Here is a 26,955-nt window from a genome sequence, read left to right on the forward strand (position 1 = left end):
AAGGTGCAAGAACCTGACACCTGTCAACCTGTAACTTGTAACTAATTCTTCGGCAGCTCATCGATGAACTTGCCGACGAGTTTGCGCTGCCGATCGGAGTCGAGATTCTCCTGGAGGATCTTGCCGGCGGCCTGGATCGCCAGATCGGTGACCTGGGCGCGCAGGGACTCGATAGCGCTCTGCGTCTGCTGTTCGATCTCGGCCGTTGCGACAGCGCGCATCCGGGCGACTTCCACCTGGAGCTTCTCTTTTTCGGTCGACCGGATCTGCTCCGCCGCATCGCGGGCGTCCCGGAGGATGCCCTGCGCTTGCTGCTCGGCGTTCCGGCGCGCCACCTCGTTGTCCGACTGGATCTGTCGGGCTTCCGCCAGCGCCTTTTCAGCGCGATCCATCGCCTCCTGGATGGACGACTCGCGGGTTTCGAGCGCTCCGGAGATCGTCGGCCAGGCAAAACGCGAGAGCAGGTACAGCACCAGGCAGAACGTAATGACCGTCCAGATCGCCAGACCCGGATCGACCTTGAGGAGGGTGGGCATCGGTTCGTCGGCCAGTAGGCCAACTAGCATCATTGCCAGCATACGTTCGTTGCGTTTAGGCCTTTCATTCGGCATAGTCCGGCGCCATGTATAGGGACCTGACCGCTTGCCGGGGGCGAAAGCCGGTTGATACGGCTCAGGGCTGGGCGATGAAGAAGAATACCAGCGCGAAAATCTCGGCGAGGATAGCCACGCCTTCGATGAAGGCGCTCAGCAAGATGGCCGTGCCGCGGATGTCGTTGACGGCTTCAGGCTGACGCGCTATGCCCTCGACAGCGGATGCGCCGATGCGGCCGATGCCAAGACCAGCCGCGAGAGCGGCGCCAAGAAGACCAATGCCAGCGGCGATGTAAGCAAGACCTAAGTTACCCATATGGTTTGATGTACGTTGTCGTTAGTGATTGATTGAAACGCGAAAAGAGGCGATCAGTGCGCGGCGTGGACGGTACCGTCCGGCGCATGGTGGGTGTGATCGTCGTGGTGGTGTTCCTCCAGAGCCATGCCGATAAACACGGACGACAGCATGGTGAAGATATAGGCCTGGATGAAGCTGACCAGAATCTTGAGCAGATAGATGAAGATCGTCAGCGGGACGCTGAACAGCACAAACAGGCCACCGACCACCGGGCCAATCTTGGCCGAGAAGATAAAGATCAGCCCTAGCAAACTCACGATGGCAATATGACCCGAAATCATGTTACCGAAAAGACGGAAAGCCAGGGCTACGGGCTTCGTGAAGATGCCGATGACTTCGATAGGGATAAGGATAAACTTGATGCCGATGGGCACGTTGGGCGGCCAGAAAATATGCCTCCAATAGTCCTTACTACCCGAAAACTGCGTAATCATGAATGTGAAAAAGGCGAGTGTGGCCGTCACCATGATGTTGGACGTGGCGGTGACGCCCCAGGGCACGAGGCCCAATAGATTGCCGAGCAGGATGAAGAAAAAGGCCGTTGTCAGATACGGCACGTACTTCTTGTATGTAGGGCCGATCGCCGGCCTGGCCACTTCGTCTCGGATAAACAGAATCAGCACCTCGAGCATGTTTTGCCAGGCTCCTTTCGGCGCCTGCCTGGCGCCGATACCCATCCGGTAGCGGCTTGCCAGACGGAAAGCGATGATCAACAATACCAGCGCCGAGATGAAGACAAACAGTATCTGCCGGCTAATCGAGAAGTCGATCACGACGGCGCCGCCATCTCGCGGGATGACCGGGTAGTAGACCTGCTTGTGCTCTGCCGCAATCGACAGGAGTTCAGCTTCGGCCAATGGCTGTCCAGCCGCGTCGGCGAGTGTATACTGACCCGATTCGACGGCGCCATGCGTGGAACCGAACGCGTCGAAACGGAGCTGGTCGTTCGCGCCACGGGTCAGGAAAAGCCGCGGGAGTTCGATCTTGCGGTGGCCGACCATGAGGTCGAAGTAATACCCATCCGCGGAGTGCCCCACGGCGTCAGGGTTGCCGTCACCCGCGTCCGATCCGTGATCGGCCGTCGGTAACGCCAACAACAAGGCCGCGATCACGGCGCCGATGAGTAACCAGACACGACCGCCACCTAAAAGAGATACAGGCATGCTTACTATTACTAGCGATGTCTTCTATGAAGAGCCGGTTTTCGAATGAAGCCGGCGATGAAGCATCCACACTTCAAGCCCCAGGCCCAGCAGGATCGCACCGGCCAGTGCCAAGGCGAACGCCACGATGTGGACGGGCACAAAAAGCAATACAGCGCTGACCACGAGGAGCACGACGACCATGCGCAGCAGCATGCCGCCGAAGACGAAGATCAGAAACCGATTATCCTGGTATCGATTCGCCAGATGGACCACGCCGAAAACAGCCCCGCCGTAAAGGCAGCCGATCGCGAGGCCGAGCATCACGCCGAACCATACAGTAGTTACCATGAGGATGTTGCCATGGCGGTTTCGGGTCGTCTTTGATCAGACTCATTCAAAAGAACCGCCTGGAAAACGCACTAACAGTAAGAAAGCGCCCCGCAATCGGGGCGCTTCTGGTGAATTCTGGGTGAAAGCGGTTCGCCGCGCTCAGAGGGGCTACTCAGAAGAGCTATGACTTCTCCTCCCGAGCGTCGTGCTCGCGGGTCAGCTGGGCGTTTAATCGGAAAAAGAGGGCAAACATCGCAACCAGACCCAGTACGGATCCGACGAGTGTGAGCCAGGGCATTGTGCCGAGCCAGCGGTCCAGCAATAACCCGCCGCCCACGTAAAACGCGACCGTAGCGCCAGCCTGAATGCCCAGGCCCAGGTAGCGCTGAGCGCCGCCCATGCCCTGGAGCCAGTGGCTCGGAGGTCGTTTTTCAGGAGGATGGACCATGGCGAGACACGAAACGCTTCAGGAAGACGCCTGACGCCCTACTGGTTGGCGGCCACGCGTTTTTCGTTGTGTTGGGCGTTTCCAGGGGAGGAGGAACCTTGTGAAACGGGGTGTACCTTGGCCGTCGGGGCCTCCTTCGTCATCTGGCATTTGCCGTTGAAGATCGACCCTTCTTCGACGATGAGACGCGCGGCTTCGATGTTGCCGTCGACGCGAGCGGAACCCTTGAGTACCAGCAGTTCCTTGATGCGGATCTCACCCTGTACACTGCCGGCGACCTCAGCGTTCGTCGCCATCATCTCGCCCTCAACTACGCCTTCCGTCGCCACGATCGCCTTGCCTCCGACATGGAGTTTGCCGACGATCCGGCCACTGATACGCAGGTCGCTTTCCGAACGAAGCGTTCCTTCGAATACGGTGCCCTCTCCGATCATGTTGATCTGACTGGGGGAGGGCATGCTGCTTATTTGCTGCCTTGCCATGGGTTCTTGTTTATTGCTGCCGAAAAGTGCCATAACTGGTGGGGTTTGCGTGGATAGAGCGCTACCACCCTACGAAAAAATAGCGTGGGTCCTGAGCGAGTCCGTTTAGCCAGAGCTCAAAGTGCAAGTGGGGTCCAGACGTAATCTCGCCGGAATTGCCGCTGTATGCAATGGCTTCACGGTTTCTTACTCGGTCGCCGACGCGCTTCAACAACTGTCGTGCGTGTTTGTATACCGATACGTATCCGTCGGCATGTTGGGCGGAGATGGTGTAGCCGCCTTCATGCGTCCAGTCGGCAAATATCACGTAACCGTCGCCTACCGCTCGGATGATGCTGCCTTCTTCGGCCGCGACATCGACGGCGTAATGTCCTGTCCTTGCGTCGAACCCGCGCGTCAGAAAACCTTCCACGGGGGGGAGCGCGGGGAACGGCACGCTCGAAAGATACTGTGCGCCGGTGGTTGCCGCCAACTTGGGGCCCGGAATAAAGTTGGCCGGCATGCTGGGGATGGTCATGGCCGGCTGATCGTGATCCGCCAGGAAGGACGTGGACGCCTCGAAGTTTGATCGGGGTTGCCGGGGTTGGGGAACCGTCGCCGGGCGGACGGGCTCCTCGACGTTGGCAAAAAGGGTAGAATCCACATGTCCCATGATAAGCATGCGGAGTTGGCTCGCGTAGCTGAGCTGCGCCTCAAGCGAGTCGTGTAAGGCCGCTACCCGCAGGGAATTGACGACAATCTGGCGTTGCATTTCCGCCGTGCCGTCGCTGGGGATGAGTTCCCTGAGCGGCGTGAACGCCACAATGCTCACGGTAATCGCGCCGGCTAACGTCAGCGAAGCCAGCCATAACTGGAGGAATCGGCTCGATTTGACCCGGTACTGGCGTGGGTCCTGGATCTGCCGCTCGTCCATCACGATGATCGTGTAGGTGTTTCGGAAACCTCGGACGAATTCTGAAAGGAACTTTAACAACATCTCGCCGGCGGCTAATAGTCTGACCCGATGAACGGGAGGGGTCGCGTGCGGCTCCGGAAGCAGCCGGGCTATGTGAAAAACGCACGCGTTACGTGACATGGAGCATCTCGCACCGCCCCAGGGTTGGGGAACGTGAAACTATAATGTAATAGGATGGCGTTAGATCCGCCCGGGAAACTTTGCCCGCGCTGCGTTTGTTTACGGCGAGCGAAAAAACTTGCCAGATTCACTCTTTTTAAGCCTCAAATTATATGCCACAGCATAAATCAGCGGCGAAGCGCGTACGGCAAACCCTGCGGCGCACCGAGCAAAACCGGATGCACCGCAGCAGAATGCGCACGTTGATCAAGCAGTTGTCCACCGAACAGGATAAGGAAAAAGCACTGGCGATGTTGCCGGTCGTCAAAGCCTATCTGGATCGGCTGGCCACCAAGCGAATCCTCAACAAGAGCAAAGCCGCTCATTATAAAAGCCGGCTTGAGAAGGGCGTCAACGCTCTTTAACCTCATTACCGGTACGCAGGCAACTTCCCGCATATCGAGTAGTTCGAGTGGTAAGGGGGCAACATGCCTTGCGGGCCATTCGTTAACGGTTTCGTGCTGGCAAGTTTGTTGAAAAAGGGATTATTTTCTTTCATGCTCCCTTGATTTCGCAGAAATAATCGTAATTTCTGGCAATTACGGTCAACGAGTGCTTATTTTCCTGACCGGTTAAAAGGCATTGCGCCCGGCGGCTCTACCCGAACGCCAGGCGATATCCGATTTCCGGCATAATCACATATCTCTCAAGGAGAAAAAAGACATGATGAAACAACTAAGCTCCTCGCTTTTGCTCACGGGTGTGCTTTTCATCGGTGCCTTGAGCATGGTCGGTTGTAAAACCGCAGTCGAGGTTCTTTCGGTGACTGGGCCCGACAGCTTGAGGACGAATGAATCTGGTACCTTCATGGCTAACGTCAATGAAAAGGCCAGCTTACCCATCGAGTACAACTGGAATTTTGGCGATAGCCGCACCGGCATTGGCCAGTCGACGACCCACTCGTTCGGCCAGCCCGGCACCTACACGGTGACCGTTACGGCAACGAACAAGAAAGGCCCGGATTCCGGTGAGACCACGGTTGTCGTATTTCGGCCCCCGGTTCCCGCTGAGATTGTCACGATCAGCGCTAACCCGCAGAACCCCAATACGCGCACTCCCGTCGCCTTTACGTCCAACGTCCGTGGGGATGTGCCGCTGACGTACAGTTGGTCGTTCGGCAACATGGGCAGCAGCACGTCGGCTAACCCGACCTACACGTTCGACACGCCGGGCACCTATACGGTGTCGCTTACGGCGACGAATGCGGATGGCTCGGATACGCGCTCCATGACGCTTACAGTCGGTGTGTTCGAAGCGGAATATTGCAGCGAAGTGATCGAAATGAACGCGGCGTACTTCGCCCGTAACTCGAGCGTCCTGACCCCGGAAGCGCGCGCCGCGCTCCAGGAAAACCTGCAGATCCTCAACGATTGCCCGAACACCTCGGTACGCGTTGAAGGGTATGCGGCTCCTGGCGAACGGAATGCGCAGAGTCTCTCGGAGGATCGCGCACGCGCCGTCGAACAGTTCTACGCCGAGAGCGGCATTGCCATCAGCCGCGCCATGGCGGTCGGCAAAGGCCTCGTGTCCGGCACGACGAGCAAGAAGGAAGGTATCGAGCAGTACCGCCGCGTCGATACGATTCCGGTGCGTTAAGGCTTTTAGCCTGAAACGTATCAACTGAATGGTACAACGGGTCTGCCTGCTTCGGGCAGGCCCGTTTGTGTTTTCCAAAACCGCTGGCTCGGATGTCGCTACCGTGGGCCCGGGCGTATGTGACGAATGCGAGGTAATAGCTCCTCATTTTATCAAGCGCCCGTTTGCTGGTTTTATTGACTGTGCCATGAAAGGCTTCTTCACACGCGCGCTGCTCGCGCTTCCACTCTTGTTTGCCCTCGCGCCGCCGGCAGTCGCCCAGCGCCTCCCCTTCCGAGGGTCTCAGGCGCATGTCGGCATTGGTGCAGGGGTATTTACATACCACGGTCGGCGGGATCTATCAGAGGATCGAAGCGACTCGAACTTTACCCGCGCCAGCGACCCGGCTCTCGTCGTCCTCGGCTCGTTCCCGATTGTTCGCGACCGCTTTTTCTTTCGAGGGATGGTCGGTCTCACGAATCTGGGCGACTTCAACGCAGGGGGAGCGGCTACCAACGAGTTTCTGGAGCGCGAGCTGCTCTGGTTTGAGCCGCAGGTCGTCTATACGCCGCTACCCGGCACCAAACACCGCTGGCTTCCTTACGTCTATTCGGGATTCGGAAGTCTGATCGCCAATCCGTTTGGGGCACCGACTGGCCAGCCCAACCAGCCTGGCGGTCTTCAAAATGGACCCTCCCGTTCTGTCTTTAGCATTCCGCTGGGAGTCGGGATGGATTATTCATTCGCACCCCGATTCTCGGCCTTCCTCGACCTAAGCTTCCGAGTCAACTTTAACTATGTCGTGCGCAACGCCGGCACACGGCATCCACACAATACCTCCCTCATCCTGGCCGGTCTGCGCTTCAATCTGCGTCGCCTCGAGAGGGTGGTCGAAGAAGTGCCCCCTCTGCCGCTCCCAGAGCCGCGGGAATTTCCACCCTACGAGCCTCCGTTGATTCCCGAGGAAGCCGCGCCCGATCGCTGTGTGATCGTGCAGCTAAATACACTCTATTTCGATCCTGCTGAAACGGAGCTATCGCCGGCGAATCGGGCGCGGCTCGATGAAAACGTTGAAGCGCTGCTGGCCAACCCGACCTGTTGCGTCAAGGTGGTGGGCTATACCGAAGGGGGAGACACGCACGAAGAGGCGTACCGCATCGCCCGAGAACGCGCGGAGGTGGTCTTCGACTACTATATAGCCGGAGAAATCGCCGAGGAACGCCTCGCACTCCGCGCCGTAGGTGCTGCCCTGCCGTGTAATCGGAAAGAGGATCCCACCTGCTCACTCAACCGACGCGTCGAGTCGGAGATGGTGGCCTGCACGACCTTTCCGGGATACCGCGAACCCTGAACGCGCGAAGCCGTATCTTGACGGACCTTGCCACCAGGAGTCTTTATCCCCATGCCCGGATTCGATACGGCCGCACAGCAGCGACTCGCCGGCGCGCTCAAGCAGGAAGCCAGTCGACTTGGTTTCGATGCATGCGGCGTTTCTCGTGCCGGTCCGCTCGACGAGGAAGCCGCCCGGCTCGAACAGTGGCTCCATCAGGGGCGACACGGCACGATGGGGTGGATGGCGGACCACTTCGACAAACGCGTCGATCCGCGCCGGCTTGTGGATGGAGCCCGGTCGGTGGTATCGGTGCTCCACAATTATTACCAGCCAGTCGCGCATTCAGAACGTTCGGGGGTGGGCAAGATCAGCCGGTATGCCTGGGGAGACGATTACCACGAGGTGCTGAAGGAGAAGCTGGTCGAACTGTTCGCATGGCTCGATGCGGAAGCCGGCGGCATCGCCGGGCGCGCTTTTGTCGATTCTGCTCCGGTCATGGACAAAGCCTGGGCACGGCGAAGCGGTCTCGGCTGGATGGGCAAACATGCCAATCTCATCAACCGCTCCCTGGGGTCGTTCTTTTTTATCGGCGAACTGATTGTCGACGTTCCCCTCGAACCCGACGGACCGGTGCCCGACCATTGCGGCTCCTGCACCCGCTGCATCGACGCCTGCCCCACAGATGCCATCTACCAGCCGTACGCGGTGGACGCCAACCGCTGCATCGCGTACCTCACCATCGAGCACCGGGCCGACGACATTCCGCCGGCGCTCCAGCGACAGATCGGCGACTGGATCTTCGGATGTGACGTCTGCCAGGATGTGTGTCCCTGGAATAAGTTCAAACATCCGTCCCGCGAACCCCGTTATGCCCCGCGCGATGGGATCGTCGATACGGAGCTTCAGGACTGGATCGAGCTCGACATCGAGGCGTTCCGAAAACGATTCGGCAAAAACCCGGTCAAGCGGACGAAATTCGAGGGCTTTATCCGCAATGTGCGGATGGCCATAGAGAACAATCGTCCGGATCCAGGCCTGGTCGAGGCGCCGGCGTTTCCCTGAGCCTGAATCCACGGCTCATTTTCTAATCGCGATGACCGCATCGCTCTCGTGCTGGCTGACCGCGAGCCAGCCGCTGGCGCCGGCGGAGATCGCCGGGAATGCGGCGTTCTCGAAGCGGATCGGCGTCCACTCCAGGCCATCACCGGTGGTGTGCCCCAGCATTACAGCCTGCGCTGTCTTGTCTTCCCACGTCACGTAAACAGGCGCTCGGTTCGGGTGGTTTTCATACAATTGGACCGTTTGATCGGAGGCTGGCGTTGACATACAGCTTGCCCTGCTAGAAGGCTGCCCATCCGCCGGCTTCGTACGAGTCGAAGTTCGCCGGCTGCAACGTAGGCACCTTCACGCCGCGGTACAGGTCGCCGATTTCGGGGGGATGAAGCCCTGACTCGTGTTGGCGTAGAGGGCAGACGAGGGGCCTCGGATCACCTTGGGCCTCAGGCGACGGGTGGGCCGCGGAGATGGGCGGTCGATGGAGAGATAGGCAAGGGCTCGCCGGCCGGAATTTCATCCTGCGCGAAACCGGATATCGGGGCGAAGAGGACGGGCGGCTGGGCATGCCCTACGGCTACGAATGTACCGAAGAGGCTCCAGTAGGAGCAGGTGAATGCGTCGATATCGTCCGCGACAGTGGTCCCTTTGGGTATGGCGGGAGCAGGGGGCATCGCGTGCCCCATGCCGGCGTGGTGCGCGCCGGCGGCGTCGACGGACACAAGCACGTCGCTCCACGCCATGTAGGCGTAGTGCGAAAGCGGCGCGACGATGATGCCGACGATAAAGCTCGCCAGGACAATCGCTGCGCGGATGTGTCGTAATGTCGGCCTGACGCAAGGTAGCTTAACGGTGTACTTCTACCCCACTCTGCACGTGAGTTTCCTGGATGGATGTAACAATCAGGTTATCCACGAGCGTACGGGATTGACCATCTGGCCTCATGTGGTGGCCTTTTCGGCCGGTGTAACAGTCACCGTGAATTCAAACGCCGGGTTCTGGCCGTCGGTCGGGTCGTCATCGGTCACGGGTTGTTCGTTTCCGGCCGCGTCGTGGGCATCCACACGCACCACATGGCTGCCGGGAGGGGCATCCCACAGATATTCCCAGAGGGTCCACACCCCCCGATAGGGGTAGGGGAATCGGTCCGTATCCGTGAGTTGGAGGGCGCCGAGGATACCGGGGGCGGCCGCGACTAGCTCGTTCAGGGTGAGGAGGCGCGTCGGCCGGGGCGGTGCGCCGTCGATGGTGATGCGGACCTGGTCGATGTGGCCGTGGCCGCTAAGCGCGAAGCCGGCGATCCGTGTCGGGCCGGCGGGGACGCGGGCGCCGCGGAGGATGCTGGTCGACTTACACGCCACATCGATCCGGCCGTCGTCTGCATAGCCAAGCACCTCCTGGTACGTTCCGAACGCGTCGTCGCTGTCGGAGACCTCAACGCGAGTCAACCATTTCACACTTTTATAGCCGTAATAGCCGGGCACCAGGAGCCGGATAGGCGAACCGTGGGTGGCCGACATCGAGTTGCCGTTCATTCCATAGACCAGGAGAGGCTCAACGAGGTCGCTCCGGTTTTCGTCGTACACCCGCTCCAGCGGTAGATTATTCGTAAACCCATCCGCGCCATAAAAGCGCAACCGGCGGCCGCGGCCCCGGTCGATCCCCGCGGCATCGAGGAAAAGCCGGAGCGGGATACCCGTCCAGGTGGCGGTGCCGACCAGCCCCTGGCCGGCGTTGTTGTCCAGGATACACCGGAGCGTGGAGAGCACGGTCGTTTCCTGATCCTGCCGGGCGAGGATATCGTCGAAACGAAGGGTTGAGGGTGAGGCTACGGCGCCGTCGATGGTCATCGACCACGCATCCCGCGCGATCTGCTGGATGCCGGGCCAGTCGCGCACGCCGCCGTCGCCGCCAAATTGCTCAAAAAAGACGTCGTTGGGGGTGATGTACGGCAAGAAATCAATCCCATCCGTTACCGGCTGGACGCCAAAGCTATCGCAGCCGGCCAGCGACGCCAGAGACACGCCGGCCACGATCTGTGCGGAGCGCCGGAAAAATGCGCGTCGTGTGAGTGGTTGATCGCTCATGGATGTCGCGTGCGCTGATAGTCGATACCCAGGAACAACTCGCGGGCGTCGAGGGCGTTGCGGCCCCCCAGGGTGCGGTAGTACTGTGCGCTGAAGCCCAGAGTGCGCAGTGCATCGATGCGGAGCAGACGAAACGGGTAGATGCCGGCGCCCAGTCCGACTTTCACGGCGCGCTGATGCGTCGGGATCGGGTTGAGTGCGGAGAAGCCCACCGTCGGCGCGTCGATGGACCAGATGGCGCCGGCCATGGCCTGTAGCAGCAGGATCCCGTCAAACGGCGTGAGGCCGACCTCGCCGGTGTAGATCATCTCGTGTCCGTAGCGCGGTTTACGGTCCGGGATGCAGTCGATGTCGTTCCCGGGCCGGCACTCCATGGCGTTCGACAACAGGAAGAGGGGCGATCGGTACCGGACGCTGGCGCCGGCCTGGGCATATCCGGGAAACGGCCACAGGCTGAGCCCGTAGTGCAACCCCATCTGCCCATCCCATTGCCCCGTCCCCACACTGGGCGCGTAGTTCCGGGTGTAGCCGGTGGGCACCCCCAGCGTCCCGGTGAGCGCCAGCGCATGTGATGAAGGCCGTACCCCAAACAGCGGCAGCAGGCCAACCCTCAACCCGATCTGTGCGGTTCCAAAGCCGAAAACGCGAAACCGGAAGGCGTGGTCACGGACAAAGATGCGTTTGTACGGCACGTTCAGCACGAGCGTGGCGTGTTCCCAGAGCCCGAGCTCGCTGTAGAGGTACAGGCTACGGTCCTTAAACGTATCGCCGGGGAGGCCGTCGATAAAATCCGTCCGCCGTCCGTCAAAGGTGTACTGGTAGGCCGCCGTGCTGGCGCCGTATGAGACCTTGGTGTACGAGGCGCCTTTCGGGAGCGTCCACGCCTGGGCATGTACGATGCCGCAGCCAATCAGACACCAGAGCAGCCAGGCGGAGCCGAGCCGGACCAGGCATCGTCTCCGCGGGCTGAAGCGTGCATTCATGGGGCGTTCGGTCGGATACTGCCGGCGCGTCAGTTATTGGGCGCGCCTTCAAGGATCCATTGACGGATGACCTGGAAGTCGGCGTCGTCGATCTGGCCGCCGCCTTCGGGCATGCGGCCGCCGATGATGCCGGCATCGCCGCGCAGCTTCCGGATGATGTAGCTGTTTTCGGGATCGCCGCGCGTCACATTGCAGACCCCCAGCTGTTCCGCCTCGTTACCGGGGCCGAGGATGCTGGTAGCGGTCCGTACGGAGAAGTTGGATGGCGGCGTATCGGCCCCGTGGCAGAATTGCGAGTTGCAGCCATAGTTGGCCAGAATCGGCTTGATGTCATCCTCGAACGAGATTGTCGAGGCCGGGTAGTCGCCGGCATTAAAAGCGGTATTGCAGACCAGGGGTTCGTCTTCCGTGCCGGCATGTTCACAGGCGCCGAAGAGCAGGCCAAGGACCAGAACCAGGGTAAACGAGGCCATGCGGTGCAGATTTGTCGTCATGTTAGCGATCTTTCGTTTTCTTGATCTGATGATTGTAGGTATCGGCGATATACAGGGTGAACGTGACTTCATCGTAGAAAATTCCCATGGGCGTGTTGAGCCGGGCCTCCGTCGCCGGCGTGCCGTCGGGCGAGTTGCCGGCCTCGCCAGTGCCCGCGACGGTAGTGATGAAGCCGAAGGGGTCGACTTTTCGGATGACGTGGTTGCCGGAGTCGGCGATGTAGATGTGATGATCTTCCCGGAAGATGACATCGGTCGGTCGGTTGAGTTGTGCCGAGCGCGCGTTGCCTCCGTCCCCGGCATAACCGGGTGAGCCATTGCCGGCAATCGTGGTCACTTCACCCGTGAGCACATTGATACGGCGGACGCGGTGATTTTCGGTATCGGCGACCACCAGCGTCCAGTCGTGGGTGTTCATGTGGATTTTGCCGCCTGGCGTGGGCAGCTCGTCATCGGGGAAGTGGTAACGAGCGATTCCGAGGGGGCCGTCGGAGAAGCCGGCTTGCTCGCCGGAATAGGTGGAGATCACGCCGTCCAGCCCGATGCGTCGAATGCGCTGGTTGTGCTGGTCGGAGACATACATGTCGCCGTTGGGGTCGAAGATGAAGCTGCTTGGCAGGTTCATGCGCGCCTGAACAGCCGGGCCTCCGTCGCCATCGAACCCGGGCGTGGTGCCATAAAAATCAACGGCACGGAGCGTGACCGGGTTGATCACCTTGACCTTCCCATTCTGCCAATCGCTCACGTAGAAATGCCCGCGGGGGCTTATGGTGAGATCGGTCGGGAGCTGGAGCTGGAGTTGACCGGCGTCGCCTTCGGTGCCGTCGCCGGGCATGCCGCTGCCGATGAAGGAAATGACGCTGCCGTCGGGCGTGATCTGGCGGATGGCGTGGTTCTGCCAGTCCACCACATACAGATCCCCGGTTTGCGCGAGCGTAAGAGGCGGCATCGCGACGTCGATCGGGAAGTTGAACCGGGCGTCGTGCGCCGGCCCGCCGTTGCCGGAGAAGCCGGCTTCTCCGGCAACGCCGGCGACGGTGCACAATGGCCCTTCCTCCATGCAGGCGTCGGGACGATCTGGACCGGTCTCGACGGGGTCGTTGAACTCGGAGAAGTCTGGATTAAAATCGCAGCCGGCCACACAAAACGCGCCAAGCACCGCGAAGCGGATGAAGCGGTTGAACGCCCATTCAATACGGGGAGAGCGGATGTGTGGCAGCAGGGTCATGCGTGCGGACAGGAAATAACGACGAGAAACGAAAGCGGATCGGGAAAAAGTGGAAGGGCTGGAGACACGAGGGTTTACGAATCCTCATCCCTCCAGCCCTCTTGTGCGGACATTCGCGAATTATTCCGCGTGGCTGAGGTCGACGCGTTTAATCTGATGGTTAAACGTGTCAGCGATGTACAGCAGGTGGTTCGCTTCGTCGTAGGCGATGCCGTACGGGCGATCCAGTTCGGCTTCCGTGGCCAGTGTGGCGTCCTCGGAGAAGCCGCGCGTTCCGGTGCCGGCAACCGTCGAGACGTTGCCCGCGACGTCGATCTTGCGGATCACGTTATTTTCGGCGTCGGCGATGAACAGTTCCTGATCGTGCGTGAGGTACACGTCGGCTGGGGCGTTAAAGGTGGCCGCCGTTGCCGGCCCGCCGTCGCCGGTGTAGCCGGCCGTGCCGGTGCCGCCGATGGTCGTGACCGCACCCGTCGCCAGATCGATCTTGCGGATACGATGGTTCTGCGTGTCGGCCATGTAGAGGGTCGTGCGATCGTCGTTGATCGCGATACGGCCGCCCGGGCCGGCGTCGGGACCAGCGGGCAGCGAGAACTGCGCGGCTATGCCGACGCCATCCGCGTAGCCGCGGGCGCCGCCGGCGAACGTGTTGATCGTCCCGTCCGTCGTGACCTTCCGGATGCGCTGGTTGGCCTGGTCGGAGATGTACATATTGCCGTCGAAGTCGAATACGAGGCTGCTCGGCAGGTCCATCTTAGCCGCCGTCGCGGGGCCGCCGTCGCCCACGAAGCCCTGGGTGCTGCCCACGGCGACCGACGTTTCCATGGTCGCGCTGTCGAACTTTTTGATCTTCCAGTTGTGCCAGGCAACCAGGTAGTAGTCGCCATCGTCACCGATCACGAAGCCGGTCGGGTGGTTCAACGACAGCTGGTCGGCAGGGCCGACGTTGTCGTCGCCGAGCTGACTGATCCCGATGAAGTTCTCCGTGATGCCGGCCGGCGTAATCTTACGGACGACGTGGTTGTTCCAGTCGGTGATATACAGTTCGCCGGCCGTTCCGACGGTCACATCGACAGGCCAGTAGTGGAGGGACTCGATGGCAAGCGTGCCTTCTCGGGTGAACCCCGCGCTGCCGGCGACACCCGATACGTTGCAGAGGATGCCTTCTCCGCCACAGGCTTCAGCCTCGGGATCCGAAGCTCCGTCGCATCCCATCAGGCCGACACTCAGGCCGAGCGCCAGAGCCAGGGAAGAAAGACCTTTGACGCTTCTTAGCGTCGTAAAGACGCGATTCGTTTTCATGTAGTAATTACCTCCAGAATAGTTAGGACTATGCGAATTGCAGAGTTGATTTTGGGTGCATCGTGTAGGTACGAGCCGGTGGAGCTCGTTGCCGTGGGACTAAGTAACGCAATTGATGTGAGGGACTGCAATCGCATGCATGTGTGGCGGGGGATGCCCTACATCCCCCTGGAATCTGACTATGATCGGCATTTTGACAGGCATTGGCAGGTTATCGTGGGAGTAGTATGTGGTAGCGTTTGATTCCAGGAGTGGCCTTCCCATCACATGAAGATGTGAGCATAGCCAAAGGCGCATATGTAAGGAGTCAATTCAACCCTGTCGAAGCGCCGACGTAGACGTATCATCCTGTTTCATCCCGATCTGCGCGCCTGCCGGGCCCCACGTTTAAGGAATCGTACGAAATACGCGATCCTTCGAAACAACGTGTCCCGCCTACCGCGCCCGGCCCGGGACTCCAGTCAGCCCCTCGCCTCTCATGATGCGCCCCGCCGCTTTGCGGCGACACGCAGTCGACCTCTACCGGGGTCGCCTTCGTCGATTCACCGGACCTCGGCCCGAGTTCCTGCCTATCGGACGATGCCTACAATGACCCACAGAATACCTATGCGTATGTTTTGCCGGATCGCTTGTGCGGCGATCCTTCTGTACGGCATGACTTCGCCGGCTGTGGCCGGAAGCCGTGTCCCGTTTCGTCACTATTCGATTTCCGAGGGACTGCCGCACGAAAACGTAAAAGCGCTGGCCCAGACGGCGGATGGCCGGCTGTGGATCGGCACGTCCGCCGGGTTGAGTGTGTTCAACGGGGCGGAGTTTATCGACATCGACTTCGCCGATCTGGCCACGCCGGCGTCGGTCTACGAGCTGGAGGCCATGCCGGACGGTAGCCTCTGGGTGGCTACTGTATCCCACGGGGTGTGGTTCGTCCAGGACGGTAGGGCGACCCAGCCGTTTCCGATGCTGGCCAACGAGCGGATCCATCGCTTCGTCCTGCGCGAGGATACATTATTTTTGTTTGGACCTCAGATGAGATGGTCCATCGATCTCGCCACGCAGACGATTGGACGATCCCCCTACCGGTATGCCGCCGGGACGCCGCAGGGCGCCGGCATCGTCAGCGCCGATATCGCTGCGGACGGCACGGTGTGGGTACTCGACGGCCGGCTGGGGCCGGGCCGGATGATGGAAGATGGTGTCGTCCACTTCCGTCAGGAGCTCGCGCAGATGCAGGCCTCGACCTGGCGCTTTCTCCGCTTCGACATGTATGGTACCGGCTGGGTCACGCATCAGCACGAGGGCCTCTACCGGATCGTTTCTGACGGTTCCCTCGAACTCGTCCTTGCCGCGAACGGGGCCGAACACATATGCGTCACGCCGGATCGCATCGCCGTGGCCTCCGGGCGGCTCGGCGGCCTCATGTGGGATCTTCAGAAAGAGGCGCCCATCACCCCACTCGATGAACAACGCGGGCTACCCACCAACCGGATCAACTGCCTCTTTCGCGACAATGAGGGCAATACGTGGATCGGCACGCAGGACGGCTTGGTGCAACTGATCAACCCGGGTGTGGAACATGTGATGGAAGCGGCCGGCCAACCCCTGGTCGAGCTCGAAGGCATCGGCCGCGCCGGCGACGGTTCGATCTGGGTTGCGTCTCGGACGGGGGGCCTCGTGCGGGTTGCCCCACAACCCGGCGTGTTTCAGCCCGCCCCTGACGCGCGGTGGACGGCGCTCATCGATGGCCAGGACGGTCAGCTGTATGCGCTGGAGGACCACGCCTGGTATCGGTTCGCCAGCGCGGAGCGCTGGGTTCAGGTCGGACCGCACGATGGCGCAATCCGCGGGGTTGTGGATGGCGCCGGCGCCGGCTTCTTCAAACAATCGGACGGCCTCTATCGGCACGATCCCGATGGCACGAAAGATCGGCTTGTGAACTGGTTGCCGGATGAGCGCATGTTGTACGAACACACCCTGACGCCCGACGGCAGGCTCCTGGTGTGGGATAACGGCCGGCTGCTCGACGTGGAGAAGCAGTCGTCCGCCGATACCGGCGTGGCGGAGGTCCGGGTGATCGCGGAGTTTCCAGCGCTGCGCGGCGTGGGCGTCCGAACGGTCGCGATGGATTCAGGGCGTCGCATCTGGGTGTCGCTGCAAGGTCGCGGGCTGTTTTGCATCCAGGGAGACGATGTACTCTTCGTACTCCCGGACCAGGAGATCACGCGTGTCGAGCAACTCAACGATAGCTTGATGGCCGTCGAGGCCCACGACGGCCTGCACGCCTTCGCCTTTCGGCAGATCGATAACGGCATTCGCCGGCTCCGCCTGGGCAATGCCGTAAAAAAAGCATTGACGCCCCGGTATCACATTGGACAGTCGGATGGCCTGTTGTCCAGTATCGTAGCCGGCGCAGTGACTAGCGCCGAAGCGCTCTGGGTCGCCCATCCGGGCGGCCTCACCGTCATGCCGCTTTCGGTTGTATACCGCGAGCTGCCCCCACCTACCGTGTTGCTCACGGCGGTGAATTTGAACGGAATCAACAACACGCCGGCCCTGCCGCTGCGTTTTTCTGCCCGCGACCGGAATGTAGGTTTTTCGTTCAGTTCCACAGCATTCGCCAGCCAGCATCGGGTGTATTACCGCTACCGGTTGCGTGGCTTCGACAACATGTGGCGGGAAACCGATGAAAACGCGGTGCACTACGCGGACCTTCCCTCGGGTTCATACCAGTTCGAGGTGCAGGCCGGCGTGGAGCCCAATGTATTCAGTCAGGCAGTAGCCTACGCATTTGCGATTCCGAGACCGTTCCATGAACACCCGATTGTGTGGGCCTCCGCACTGTTGCTCTTACTCGGTGCGCTGTATGGCGGTCATCGGTACCGCGTCCGCCACCTCGTCCATATCGAACGTACACGCACCCAGATCGCGATGGATCTTCACGACGACATCGGAAGCTCCCTGATGAGTCTGTCCCTGCTCTCCACCATGGCGCGCCAGCGTAGCGAGCAGAAGGAAGAGGTATCGCCGCTATTGTCGGAAATCGGCCTCACCGCTAGCGCACTCGTAGATAGTATGTCCGACATCGTATGGGCGATCGATCCGATGCAGGATACGTTTCGAAGCGTCATCGAACGGCTCCAGGGGTTCGCGCAACGGATGACGGCGTCCAGCGATATCGATATCGAATGGCAGATCGGGCCGGAGATCGATGCGATCGTGTTTCCGCCCCGCGTTCGGCGCAATCTCTACCTGATTGTGAAGGAAGCGATGACAAACGCGATCAAACACAGCGGGAGCGCGATGATCGTGATTCGTATGCGATCGGAGGAGCATGCATTGACTGTGGAGGTGGAAGACAGCGGCAAGGGGCTCCCATCGGGCACGCCGGCCGGAGGATATGGCTTACGGACGATGCGCATGCGCGCCGGCAAATCCGGCGCATCGCTCTTCATCCACGCCGTCGAGCAGGGCGGCACCCGTGTTACCGTCCGCTGCCCGTTTAATGCACAGGCCTGAACCCATTGCCAACCCCATGAGCACATCCCCTGAATCGAGTATCGCCGTCGCCATCGTGGAAGATGACAACGGGCTGCGGCAGGGCATGCGGTGGATGATCGAGTCCTCGCCTGGCTTCCTGTGTTACGGGGCCTATGGCTCGTGTGAGGAGGCCATAGGGACCTGGCGAGCCACACCTCCGCCGGCTGGGCTCATCGTGCTCATGGATGTCGGGCTGCCGGGCATGACGGGCATCGAGGGCACCCGGATCGTGCGCCAGGAGTGGCCGGGTTTGCTCATCCTCACAATCACGATGTTTGAGGATACAGATACGATCCTCCAGGCCATTCGCGCTGGCGCCGTCGGGTACCTGATCAAATCCATCGCGCCGCCCGACCTGCTCCAGGCCATTCGTGTGGTTCGCGGCGGGGGGAGTTTTCTTTCAGGGCCCGTGGCCCTCAAAATCCTCGAACAGTTCCAGCATACCGGCGATCCGCGCTCCGAATACGAGCTGTCGCCGCGTGAGGAGGAGATTCTCCAGGGCCTCGTGAACGGGTATACCTACAAGCGCCTTGCGGATCATCTCGGCATAAGCATCGATACCGTCCGCTCCCACATCAAGAATCTGTACGACAAGCTGCACGTCCACTCGCGGAACGAGGCGGTGGCGCTGGCCGTCCGATACGGCCTTCGCCCGAAGGAGACGGCCTGAAGGGTTGATCAGGCTGTCGGCAACACGAGTTTAAAGGTGGAACCGACACCCTTTTTGCTGACGACTTCGATGCGACCCTCCATGAGCCCCACAAACAGTTTCGCCAGCGCCAGGCCCAGGCCGGCGCCAGGGTACGTTCGATTGAGGCGGTCGTCCTCCTGCGTGAACGGGGTGAAAAGCATGTCCATGAATTCGGTCGACATCCCGATGCCGGTATCCGTCACCTCGATTTCTACCTCGTGCCCCTGGTGGTGGGTCGCCAGGCGTACGATGCCGGTGTCGGTGAACTTGGCGGCGTTCGAGAGCAGGATATCGAGCACCTGATAGAGGCGCTTACGGTCGCTCCGGACCATGATCTCGTCGCCATCGAGTTCCAGTTCGAAGCGGACGCCTTTCCGCGCCAGCAGCTCCCCATTCTGATTCGCTACCGGGCGCAGCGTATCATGCAGACCAATGGGGAGGAGCGGGAGCTGTCGCATGTTAGATAGGTCGAACAGCTCATTGGTGAGCAGCAGTAACTTCTGGGCGTTTTCGTGGATGGCCGTGGTGAACTCGTCAATCTGAGGCGGAAGCCCCGCCGGCATCGCCGCCCCAAGTTCCGTCAGCTCCTGACGCAGCAACTCGGCGTAGCCGTTGATGACCCCGAGCGGGGTGCGAAATTCGTGGCTCATCGTGTGGATGAACACGTGCTGCATCTGCGCCAACCAGTCGTCCGGAGGCGCAGGATGCGCCGTGACGGACGGCGCTTTGGCCTGGATCTTCTCCTCCTCCCTGTCAAACACCAGCACGGCGCCCTGGACGGTCTGCCGTGCATCTCGGACGGCGGTCCCGCGAATACGAAGCGGGTGCGCGGTGGATTCCGGGCCCATCCGGTAGAGCGACGTAAGGGAAAAGTCGGTAGCCCGGCCATTTAGCAGCGCACGAATCGAAGCGAGTAACCCTTCATCAAACCCGCTAAGATGGTACATGGTGAGCGGGTTCAAGCTCCTATCGAAGAACGACGTGTCGAACAACGACCAGAACCGAGCATTGGCATACAGCACCTTACCGGCCGCGTTCATGAACAGCGTCGCCGAAGGGGAGTGCTCGATAAAGAGGTGCAACTGAGGTATCGGCGCATCGTGCCCTGGAAGGCCATCGCCTTCGGTTGAGGAGCCGACTACAAAACGCTCAATTTCCATGGAGGTACGAGGTCGCGCCGGGTGAAGTCGCCGGCAGCGGTGGACCGCCGGCCAGGCCGGCGACGGATGGTACGAATGCGTCTCCCCGGGTGCAACATGGCGCGTGGGACGGGGGTACTTTTTCGGGACGCCGGGATGAGGCTGACGCCAGGAAGGTATTTTCTCAATCGGGGACTTATTCCAGTAAGCAGGACGGATGTCCGCCGCGGAAGATGCCCTCTGCGCTGGATCCACGCGAGTCGCGGCTCTTGCCGATCCCCATCGCGTGGGTCACCGTAGTGTAAATCAAATTCGGGGCCAAAGTGTGCAAAGGGCGCTACGAATGGACTCAGGCGTGGCTCGCGGCATCCCCTCTGCGCTCGGCCGGCACAACGGCCTGGAGCCACGCCAGTCCGCTCAAAACCTGCAACGAGGCGAACACCAGGAAAGCGGTCTGCAACGAAAATCCTCCATATTCCAGCATGAGGCTGGCCGCGAGGATCGACAGGCTTTCGGTGCCGAGTACAAGCAGCATTTCGGATGCGAATACGCGTCCCCGATACGCATCGATCGTGCGCTGCTGGAGGAGGACGGTAGAGAATACCCAGTTGGCGCCACTCGCGGCATGGGCGCAGCCTACGGCCAGCATGGCGCCGATCGGCCAGGCATGAAATCCGATGGTGAGGTACGACAGCCCGCTCAGGGAGATACAGACCCCGAGCACCGCCGGCCATCGTTTCTGGTCGACAAAGAGGTTTCGGGCCAGAACAGGTCCAATGCCGGTCCCGATGCCTCGCGCGAAGAACAGCGCTCCCATACCGGCGGCCTGGGTGCCCGGGAAAAGCTGTTGCCCCAGCAGCGTCAGCATATACACCGTGGCGCCGCCGCCGACGGCCCAGGCCGTCTTGGCCAGGGCGATTCGGCCGATCTGCGGCCGGCTCAACAGGTAGCCCCAACCATCGGTAAACTGTCGGTAGGCCGCCCCCAGGGGCGACCCCCTTCCCGCTGGCCCTGTCTGCTGCGGGATCCGGGTTCGGTAGATGAAGTAGGCGGAGACAAGGTAGGTGGCGCTGTCGATGAGGAAGACCGCGCGGATGCCTAGCCATTCCGTGGCCAGCCCGCCCACGCCGGCGCCGATCGCCAGCATCACGGACCAGCTGGCCGATGAAAGGGCGTTGGCCGTGATCAGCTCACGGGGAGAGGTGATGTTGGGGAGTGAGGCGCTCTTCGCGGGATCGAAGACCGATCCGATGATGACCTGGAGGGCGATGAGTAGATACGCCAGCGGCACGTGTTCGGCGCGGTCGACCAGCAGAAAGCCCAGCACCGCCACGGCGCGGAGAAGGTCGGCTACGATCATGATCTGCCGACGATTGAAGCGGTCCACGAGCAGGCCGGCAACCGGTGATGCCAGCGCCCAGGGCACCATCTTAAACAGGAATACGCCTCCCATCGCCAGCGGAGAACCCGTAAGGGAGGCGATGAGGCTGTAGAGGGCGATGGTGTTGAACCAGTCGCCGAGGAGGGAGACCAACTGCCCGGCCCACAGCCGACGGAAGTTGGCGTTGTTTCGAATCAGCTCGACATAACCCGCCTGATCGCGCATGTACAGCCGCGTGCTCCGCGAAAACGATCACCAGGTGATGGCTCAGGCTTCGCCGGCGCCCTGCGATCCTTCCGGTCGCAGGAGTGGGAACAGGATGACGTCGCGGATTGATTCTTGGTTCGTCATGATCATCGCCAGCCGGTCGATCCCGATCCCCAGGCCGGCGGTAGGCGGCATGCCGTATTCGAGCGCGCGGAGGTAGTCCTCGTCGATTTGCATCGCCTCATCGTCGCCCGCGGCGCGGAGCCTGCCCTGTTCCTCGAAGCGGCTTCGCTGGTCGTCCGGGTCGTTCAACTCGCTGAACGCGTTACAGATTTCCTTGCCGTTGCAGATGGCTTCAAAGCGCTCGACGAGGCCGGCCTCGGCCCGGTGGCGCTTCGCCAGGGGGCTGAGCTCGACCGGGTAGTCGGTGATAAAGGTGGGCTGGATGAGGCGGGGTTCGACAAAGGCGCCGAAGATCTCGTCGATGATCTTGCCGCTACCCATCGTGGCGTCGATGTCCAGCCGCAACGCCTTGCCGGCGGCGGCCAACTCCTCGCGCGATTTCCCGCGTAGGTCGTGGCCCGTGTGCTCACGGATTGCTTCGAACAGGCTCACCCGCCGCCATGGACGCGCAAACGAGATCGTTTTGTCGCCCACCTCAACATCGGCCTTGCCGTGCAGCATCACGGCGATGTGCTCGATCATCTCCTCGACCAGCTCCATCATCCACCGATAGTCCTTGTACGCCACGTACAACTCCATCATCGTGAACTCGGGGTTGTGGAACCGGCTCAGCCCCTCGTTGCGGAAGTCTTTGGAGATTTCGTATACCCCCTCGAACCCGCCGACGATGAGCCGTTTGAGATACAACTCGTCCGCGATGCGCAGGAAGAGCGGCATGTCCAGCGCGTTGTGGTGTGTGGTAAACGGCCGGGCGGCGGCACCGCCGTAGACGGGCTGGAGGACGGGGGTTTCGACCTCGACATACTCGCGGTCGTCCAGGAAGCGCCGCATGGTCGAGATCATCTTCGCGCGGAGCCGGAAGACTTGCCGCACCTCCGGGTTCACGAACAGGTCGACATACCGCTGTCGGTACCGGAATTCTTTGTCGGTGACCTCGTTGTAGACAATGCCGTCTTTTTCCTTGACGACGGGCATGGGGCGGAGCGCTTTGGCGAGCAGTTCGAGCCGGCGCGCGTGTACACTCACGTGGCCGGTCTGTGTCCGAAACACAAAACCCTCGATGCCGACGATGTCCCCGAGGTCGAGCATGCGTTTAAAGACGTCATTGTAAAAGCCCTCGGGGAGGTCGTCGCGGGTGACGTAGACCTGCATGGTGCCGGAGCCATCCTGCAGGTCGATAAACGCCGCCTTGCCCATCACGCGCTTTTTCATGATGCGGCCGGCCATCGACACGATCAGCGGCTCGGGCGCGACACCGGTGGCATCCTGCTGGTGACGGGCGTCGTCAAACGCGGCCAGGGTGCTGGCGGCGTGATCGGTCACATTCCAGCTGTACGCATAGGGATTGATGCCGGCGGCTTCGAGTGCCGCGCGTTCCTGCCTGCGCTGGAGTTCCTGTTCGGTGCGTTCCTGCATGTTACAACCCGCGCGCCGGCCGGACGGTCATGGACACGGGCTCGAGAGGGCGGTCGGATTCATTGGTCGACACCTGCGCGATGCGGTCGAGGGTATCGAAACCGCTGACCAGCTCGCCAAAGACGGTATACTGCATGTCGAGAAAAGGGGCGCCTCCATCCCGCATGTATGTACGTCGGGCCTCGCCGGAGAACTGGAAGGCCGGTTCGCCTATGCGGGAGGGCATCCCCTGTTCGACATCGCTCAGCTGTGCTTCCTGAAAAACTCGGCCGTGGACGATATAAAATTGGCTGCCGCTCGAACGGCGCTCGGGGTTCACCTGATCCGGCTGCCGGGCCGCAGCGAGTGCGCCTTTTTTGTGGATCAGGGCCGGGTTGAACTCGGCCGGCACGGTGTATCCCGGACCGCCGATGCCGTCGTTGTAGGGGTCGTCGTCTTTCGAATTGGGGTCGCCGCCCTGGATCATAAACTCGGGCATCACCCGGTGGAAGGTCGTACCGTCGTAGAATCCTTCGGCGACCAGTTTTTTGAAATTGTCTCGGTGCTGGGGCGTATCGTCGTAGAGTCGAACAGTCATGCTGCCGTAGGGTGTCACGATCTCATAAAAATTCGATTGCGCCTCTACCGGAGGGTTGGCGACTGTAACGGGAACATCCATAATGGAGCCGCTCACAGGGCGATCGGATTGTACCCTGGCCGATGCGAGGCTGTCGGAGAGGGTGCCCGTGAGACCGGTGGGACTGCCATCGCGGACGCGTACCTCGCAGCTCATCATCAGCAGGGCGGAGGCAAAAAGAAAAAGAGTAGACTTGACCATACGGGTGGATGGATACGATCGGTTGAGGTCTTGCAGGGTGAATGGGTCAGGGCGAGGGCCGAAGCGGCCGGGCGCCCGCTGGCTCGGGCCAGACCTGTTCGAAGTACTTCAAGATAGCAATCCGCAACAATTTTTCCTGATCTTCGAGGCCCAGGCCGGCGGGAAGGGTGGCGCTTTTTTGCCAGACGGTTCGCCCATTCTGGAAGGTAACCACACGTTCATACAGACCCAGTGTTTCAAAGGCCAGGTAGGTGCCTTCCATGATGAGATCCTGCTTGTCCTCTTTCGCCATCTTGGGCTCGAAGCCACGGCCGCGGGCCTGGATGCCAATGAGGAACAGGGCAGACTCGATGCCGGCTTTTTTCCCGAACCGTTGCTCCATCCGGCGCTCTAACTGATCCCAACGGGTCCCGACGGCCGTTTCATCGGTTGACAGCAGCGTTTGAATGAGGTCGGGCATGCGCGGAAGAGGGTGTCGGGCGGATGGACGGGCGTATAACCCGCGCACGGGCCTCCAGGATTCCGGGCGTCGAAGTCATGGCTTCGCGTCGCGCCGGCGGTCTTCCAGAAACAGCCGGATGGCGTCGGATTGCGAGGCGTCCAGTCGGCCGGCGTGTGATGCCATGCGAAGGGTCTCTTCGGCAAGGGCTAGATAAGTGGCTTGCCGGCCCGGGGCGTGTTCGGCGAGCGCGTTGAGGTGGGAGGTGATCGTCTCGAGATCGCCGCGGACGAGGGGGCCGGTGAGCGCGAGCGCCGGCGTGGTGTTGCGCGCATTGGCCACGGCGTGGTCGGTAAGTGGGGCCAGGATGCGGAACGCCGTCGGCGTGTCGACGCCGATGGGTCTCAGGGCCTCAGAAGCGAGGTGGAGTAGCGTGACAAGGTAGTTTGACGCCAGCGCGCAGGCCAGGTGATAGGTCCCTTTCTGGTCGGCCGGGACAACGATTGGATGCGCGCCGAGGCGTAGAGCCAGGGCGGTGCAGGCATCGAGCGCGGCCGGCTCGCCTTCGATGCCGACGTACGCACCCGCGAATGCCTCGGGGTGGGTGTCCTTCGTAAACGTCTGGATGGGATGGAAGCTGGCGACCTCTGCACCCGCGGCGGCGCAGGCCGGCAGGTGGGCAGCGGTCAGAGCACCCGAGGTATGGACGACCAGCGCGCCGGCCCAACGAGCCCTGGCATCGGCTACCAAGTGATCTACCTCGGCGACGACCCGGTCCGGCGTGCAGCAGATGACCGTATTGACGGAGTCGGGCAGGAGGTCACGCGGATCGGCGCCGCCGCGCGCGCACACACGTTCCGCCAGCGCCCGTGCGCTAGCTTCGGTGCGGCTAACGACCGCTTCGATCGGGACCCCCACCTGGTGAAGGCGGAGTGCGAGGGTGGTCCCCAGGGCACCGGCGCCCACGATGGCGACTCGCCAGGGCGTTTCGCCCGGCGGAAGGGCGAAAAGAGGCATAAAAGCGCTTTTTTTATCGATACAGAATAGCGCCGAAAAACCCCGGGTGACGGCTGTCGGGCAGGTCGGTGCTCAGGACCCGCATATGGCGCGCCCGGCGATGGAGGGCGGCGATAAGGGCGACCATGAGGCCTCCTTTGCCGCGGACTTCGATCTCCGAGCCATTCAGCAAGGCCGAGAGGCCGGCGACGTCTCCCAGTTCGAACAGCCGCTTGAGCGTGTCTAGGCTTTCCGGGGTGCTGCGGACGATATCGACGGAAGCAACGATCAGGGTACGGCGGTTGAACATGACCTCGCCTACGGCCGAGCCCAGTTCCGTGCAGAATGCCGGCCGTTCGTCGCCCATCACGATCGGGACGATCTTGAACGAGCCGTGCATCACCTGGAGAAACGGCAATTGCACATCGACACCCAGCGTATGGAAATGGCCGGTATCGTCCAGGAAGATGTCGTCGTCCTCATCGCATAACTCGTTGCAGACATCGACATTGACGGGGAGTTCTCCGAGCGGGGTATGGTAGGAGTCAAGGCTGCAGATGGTGATCTTTTCGAAGCTTCCCGAGTGGCTGGGCGATATAAGCACGACGGTGTCGTATGTCTCGCGGGCCACGGTTTTGTAGATCTGCGCGGCGACGGCGCCGCCGGCGAGCAGATTATTGTCTGGTACGATCAGGGCGAGGATTTCGCCATCAATGCGGGGTGCGGTGGCACGATCCAGCAAGAGCTGGATATGGCTCCGGAGTGGTTTAGGCTGTGTGGGATACACGGCGCCTTCGTAGACTACCATACGTGATGAGACTTAGAGTGATGTGCGCAACTACGGGCTCCGCCCGTTTGGGGTGGGGACGGGGCGCTAATAGTCTCGCGCAGGATTCTGGAAGGAGGTGTTTGTCAGTTCTTCCAGTAACGAAACGATGCGATCTTGCTGCTTCAGCGCGCGAATGAAGGCTTCGGGGTTTTCCTGGTACTCGGGCCGCCATTCGAGTACGGCGAGCACCTTCAAGGGGGCTGTGAGCTCTTCGAGAACGTCCGGGTTCAGGGACTCCGCAAACCCGTCGCCGAACTGGCCGAAGCCATTCAGGATAAAGCCCCTGGGCGGCAGCCCAAAGGCCAGCATCATGCGAAGCGTCAGGAGGCAGTGGTTAAGTGTACCTCTAGCCGTTTTACCGATAATTATCGACGGTAGATCAAAGTCCTTAAGAAGGTCGACCAGGGCATATCGGCTGGTGATAGGCACCATGAGGCCACCTCCTTCAACTACGACAAACTTGCCTTGCTGGCGTAGTTCTGCGTAGGCCTCCCAGACACGCTCCATGTCTACAGGTTTATGCTCTACCTGGCTGGCCACGTAGGGGGATGCCAGCGTTTCGTAGGATACGGGACTGAGGAGCCGTTTGGGGAGCGTGACGCCGATTCGCCGGAGCAGATCGGTGGCGCGTTCCACCGATCCACCGGTCGATATCGGGGTGAGCAACGTGGCGTCGATGCCCATTTCGCGTAGGAGACCAACCAGGCCTACCCCTATGATGGTTTTACCGACATCACGGTCTGTACCAACGAGGAAAAGTCCATCTGCCATAGAGGTGCGGGGGCCCGGCATGTGGCA

Annotated in this window: 28 protein-coding genes; 6 read left to right on the top strand and 22 right to left on the bottom strand. The window is 61.2% G+C overall.

The genetic code is table 11. From position 1 onward, the window contains the following. Positions 1 to 41: 41 nt before the first annotated feature. The 7 genes from atpF to SH809_08065 all read right to left on the bottom strand — a co-directional run bounded on the left by atpF (position 42) and on the right by SH809_08065 (position 4,332). Complete coding sequence (gene atpF, locus SH809_08035) at positions 42 to 536, bottom strand: F0F1 ATP synthase subunit B (GenBank protein MDZ4699637.1); 495 nt, start codon at positions 534 to 536, stop codon at positions 42 to 44. Between the two features lie 136 nt (positions 537 to 672). Then, on the bottom strand, positions 673 to 909 hold the full coding sequence (gene atpE, locus SH809_08040) for an ATP synthase F0 subunit C (protein MDZ4699638.1): 237 nt from the start codon (positions 907 to 909) through the stop codon (positions 673 to 675). A 53-nt stretch (positions 910 to 962) separates the two neighbouring features. Further along, on the bottom strand, positions 963 to 2,114 hold the full coding sequence (gene atpB / locus SH809_08045) for a F0F1 ATP synthase subunit A (protein ID MDZ4699639.1): 1,152 nt from the start codon (positions 2,112 to 2,114) through the stop codon (positions 963 to 965). A 24-nt stretch (positions 2,115 to 2,138) separates the two neighbouring features. Further along, the gene (locus tag SH809_08050) at positions 2,139 to 2,444 is read right to left on the bottom strand and encodes a hypothetical protein (protein MDZ4699640.1); all 306 of its coding nucleotides are present in this window, start codon (positions 2,442 to 2,444) and stop codon (positions 2,139 to 2,141) included. Positions 2,445 to 2,607: 163 nt separating this feature from the next. Continuing rightward, positions 2,608 to 2,874, bottom strand: coding sequence for an AtpZ/AtpI family protein (locus SH809_08055; protein ID MDZ4699641.1), 267 nt, complete (start codon positions 2,872 to 2,874; stop codon positions 2,608 to 2,610). A gap of 38 nt (positions 2,875 to 2,912) precedes the next feature. Beyond that, positions 2,913 to 3,332 carry a polymer-forming cytoskeletal protein gene (locus SH809_08060; protein ID MDZ4699642.1) on the bottom strand — a complete coding sequence of 140 codons (420 nt, stop codon included), beginning with the start codon at positions 3,330 to 3,332 and terminating at the stop codon, positions 2,913 to 2,915. An 85-nt stretch (positions 3,333 to 3,417) separates the two neighbouring features. After that, positions 3,418 to 4,332 carry a M23 family metallopeptidase gene (locus SH809_08065; protein ID MDZ4699643.1) on the bottom strand — a complete coding sequence of 305 codons (915 nt, stop codon included), beginning with the start codon at positions 4,330 to 4,332 and terminating at the stop codon, positions 3,418 to 3,420. Between the two features lie 251 nt (positions 4,333 to 4,583). Here SH809_08065 and rpsT point away from each other — a divergent pair, with 251 nt between their 5' ends. The 4 genes from rpsT (at position 4,584) to queG (ending at position 8,440) form a co-directional block, all read left to right on the top strand. Beyond that, positions 4,584 to 4,835 carry a 30S ribosomal protein S20 gene (gene rpsT / locus SH809_08070; GenBank protein MDZ4699644.1) on the top strand — a complete coding sequence of 84 codons (252 nt, stop codon included), beginning with the start codon at positions 4,584 to 4,586 and terminating at the stop codon, positions 4,833 to 4,835. A 301-nt stretch (positions 4,836 to 5,136) separates the two neighbouring features. After that, a complete protein-coding gene (locus SH809_08075; protein MDZ4699645.1) occupies positions 5,137 to 6,066 on the top strand; it encodes a PKD domain-containing protein in 930 nt (309 codons plus the stop codon). 187 nt (positions 6,067 to 6,253) lie between these two features. Beyond that, positions 6,254 to 7,396 carry an OmpA family protein gene (locus SH809_08080; GenBank protein ID MDZ4699646.1) on the top strand — a complete coding sequence of 381 codons (1,143 nt, stop codon included), beginning with the start codon at positions 6,254 to 6,256 and terminating at the stop codon, positions 7,394 to 7,396. Positions 7,397 to 7,447: 51 nt separating this feature from the next. Next, complete coding sequence (gene queG, locus SH809_08085) at positions 7,448 to 8,440, top strand: tRNA epoxyqueuosine(34) reductase QueG (protein ID MDZ4699647.1); 993 nt, start codon at positions 7,448 to 7,450, stop codon at positions 8,438 to 8,440. A gap of 15 nt (positions 8,441 to 8,455) precedes the next feature. Here the strand turns inward: queG and SH809_08090 are convergent, their stop codons facing one another. From SH809_08090 to SH809_08120, 7 genes are all read right to left on the bottom strand, one after another. Beyond that, entirely contained in the window at positions 8,456 to 8,704 is a 249-nt protein-coding gene (locus SH809_08090) for a hypothetical protein (protein ID MDZ4699648.1), read from the bottom strand. Positions 8,705 to 8,877: 173 nt separating this feature from the next. Continuing rightward, entirely contained in the window at positions 8,878 to 9,174 is a 297-nt protein-coding gene (locus tag SH809_08095; protein ID MDZ4699649.1) for a hypothetical protein, read from the bottom strand. Between the two features lie 198 nt (positions 9,175 to 9,372). After that, entirely contained in the window at positions 9,373 to 10,518 is a 1,146-nt protein-coding gene (locus SH809_08100; protein ID MDZ4699650.1) for a molybdopterin-dependent oxidoreductase, read from the bottom strand. After that, positions 10,515 to 11,501, bottom strand: coding sequence for a hypothetical protein (locus tag SH809_08105; protein MDZ4699651.1), 987 nt, complete (start codon positions 11,499 to 11,501; stop codon positions 10,515 to 10,517). The genes SH809_08100 and SH809_08105 overlap by 4 nt, the downstream gene beginning before the upstream one ends. A gap of 29 nt (positions 11,502 to 11,530) precedes the next feature. Continuing rightward, on the bottom strand, positions 11,531 to 11,995 hold the full coding sequence (locus SH809_08110; GenBank protein ID MDZ4699652.1) for a hypothetical protein: 465 nt from the start codon (positions 11,993 to 11,995) through the stop codon (positions 11,531 to 11,533). 1 nt (position 11,996) lies between these two features. Then, positions 11,997 to 13,223, bottom strand: a complete 1,227-nt coding sequence (locus tag SH809_08115; GenBank protein MDZ4699653.1) for a hypothetical protein — start codon at positions 13,221 to 13,223, stop codon at positions 11,997 to 11,999. A 120-nt stretch (positions 13,224 to 13,343) separates the two neighbouring features. Then, positions 13,344 to 14,525 (bottom strand): hypothetical protein, encoded by a 1,182-nt coding sequence (locus tag SH809_08120; GenBank protein MDZ4699654.1) that lies wholly within the window; start codon positions 14,523 to 14,525, stop codon positions 13,344 to 13,346. Positions 14,526 to 15,131: 606 nt separating this feature from the next. Here SH809_08120 and SH809_08125 point away from each other — a divergent pair. Both SH809_08125 and SH809_08130 read left to right on the top strand, forming a co-directional pair. Then, positions 15,132 to 18,038 (top strand): two-component regulator propeller domain-containing protein, encoded by a 2,907-nt coding sequence (locus SH809_08125; GenBank protein ID MDZ4699655.1) that lies wholly within the window; start codon positions 15,132 to 15,134, stop codon positions 18,036 to 18,038. Between the two features lie 16 nt (positions 18,039 to 18,054). Continuing rightward, positions 18,055 to 18,729 carry a response regulator transcription factor gene (locus tag SH809_08130; protein ID MDZ4699656.1) on the top strand — a complete coding sequence of 225 codons (675 nt, stop codon included), beginning with the start codon at positions 18,055 to 18,057 and terminating at the stop codon, positions 18,727 to 18,729. Between the two features lie 8 nt (positions 18,730 to 18,737). On the opposite strand, the gene SH809_08135 is transcribed toward SH809_08130, so the two are convergent. From SH809_08135 to bioD, 8 genes are all read right to left on the bottom strand, one after another. Then, positions 18,738 to 19,910: an ATP-binding protein gene (locus SH809_08135; GenBank protein MDZ4699657.1), complete on the bottom strand. Its 1,173-nt coding sequence runs from the start codon at positions 19,908 to 19,910 to the stop codon at positions 18,738 to 18,740. Between the two features lie 328 nt (positions 19,911 to 20,238). Next, entirely contained in the window at positions 20,239 to 21,495 is a 1,257-nt protein-coding gene (locus tag SH809_08140; protein MDZ4699658.1) for an MFS transporter, read from the bottom strand. 42 nt (positions 21,496 to 21,537) lie between these two features. After that, positions 21,538 to 23,076 (bottom strand): lysine--tRNA ligase, encoded by a 1,539-nt coding sequence (gene lysS, locus SH809_08145; protein MDZ4699659.1) that lies wholly within the window; start codon positions 23,074 to 23,076, stop codon positions 21,538 to 21,540. A 1-nt stretch (position 23,077) separates the two neighbouring features. Then, a complete protein-coding gene (locus tag SH809_08150; protein MDZ4699660.1) occupies positions 23,078 to 23,893 on the bottom strand; it encodes a peptidylprolyl isomerase in 816 nt (271 codons plus the stop codon). Positions 23,894 to 23,939: 46 nt separating this feature from the next. After that, positions 23,940 to 24,353 carry a hypothetical protein gene (locus tag SH809_08155; GenBank protein MDZ4699661.1) on the bottom strand — a complete coding sequence of 138 codons (414 nt, stop codon included), beginning with the start codon at positions 24,351 to 24,353 and terminating at the stop codon, positions 23,940 to 23,942. 75 nt (positions 24,354 to 24,428) lie between these two features. Beyond that, positions 24,429 to 25,349 (bottom strand): DUF2520 domain-containing protein, encoded by a 921-nt coding sequence (locus SH809_08160; protein MDZ4699662.1) that lies wholly within the window; start codon positions 25,347 to 25,349, stop codon positions 24,429 to 24,431. 13 nt (positions 25,350 to 25,362) lie between these two features. Then, on the bottom strand, positions 25,363 to 26,136 hold the full coding sequence (gene amrB / locus SH809_08165; protein ID MDZ4699663.1) for an AmmeMemoRadiSam system protein B: 774 nt from the start codon (positions 26,134 to 26,136) through the stop codon (positions 25,363 to 25,365). A gap of 66 nt (positions 26,137 to 26,202) precedes the next feature. Further along, on the bottom strand, positions 26,203 to 26,928 hold the full coding sequence (gene bioD, locus SH809_08170) for a dethiobiotin synthase (GenBank protein MDZ4699664.1): 726 nt from the start codon (positions 26,926 to 26,928) through the stop codon (positions 26,203 to 26,205). Between the last annotated feature and the right edge of the window lie 27 nt (positions 26,929 to 26,955).

It is taken from the genome of Rhodothermales bacterium (assembly GCA_034439735.1).
Lineage (GTDB): Bacteria > Bacteroidota > Rhodothermia > Rhodothermales > JAHQVL01 > JAWKNW01.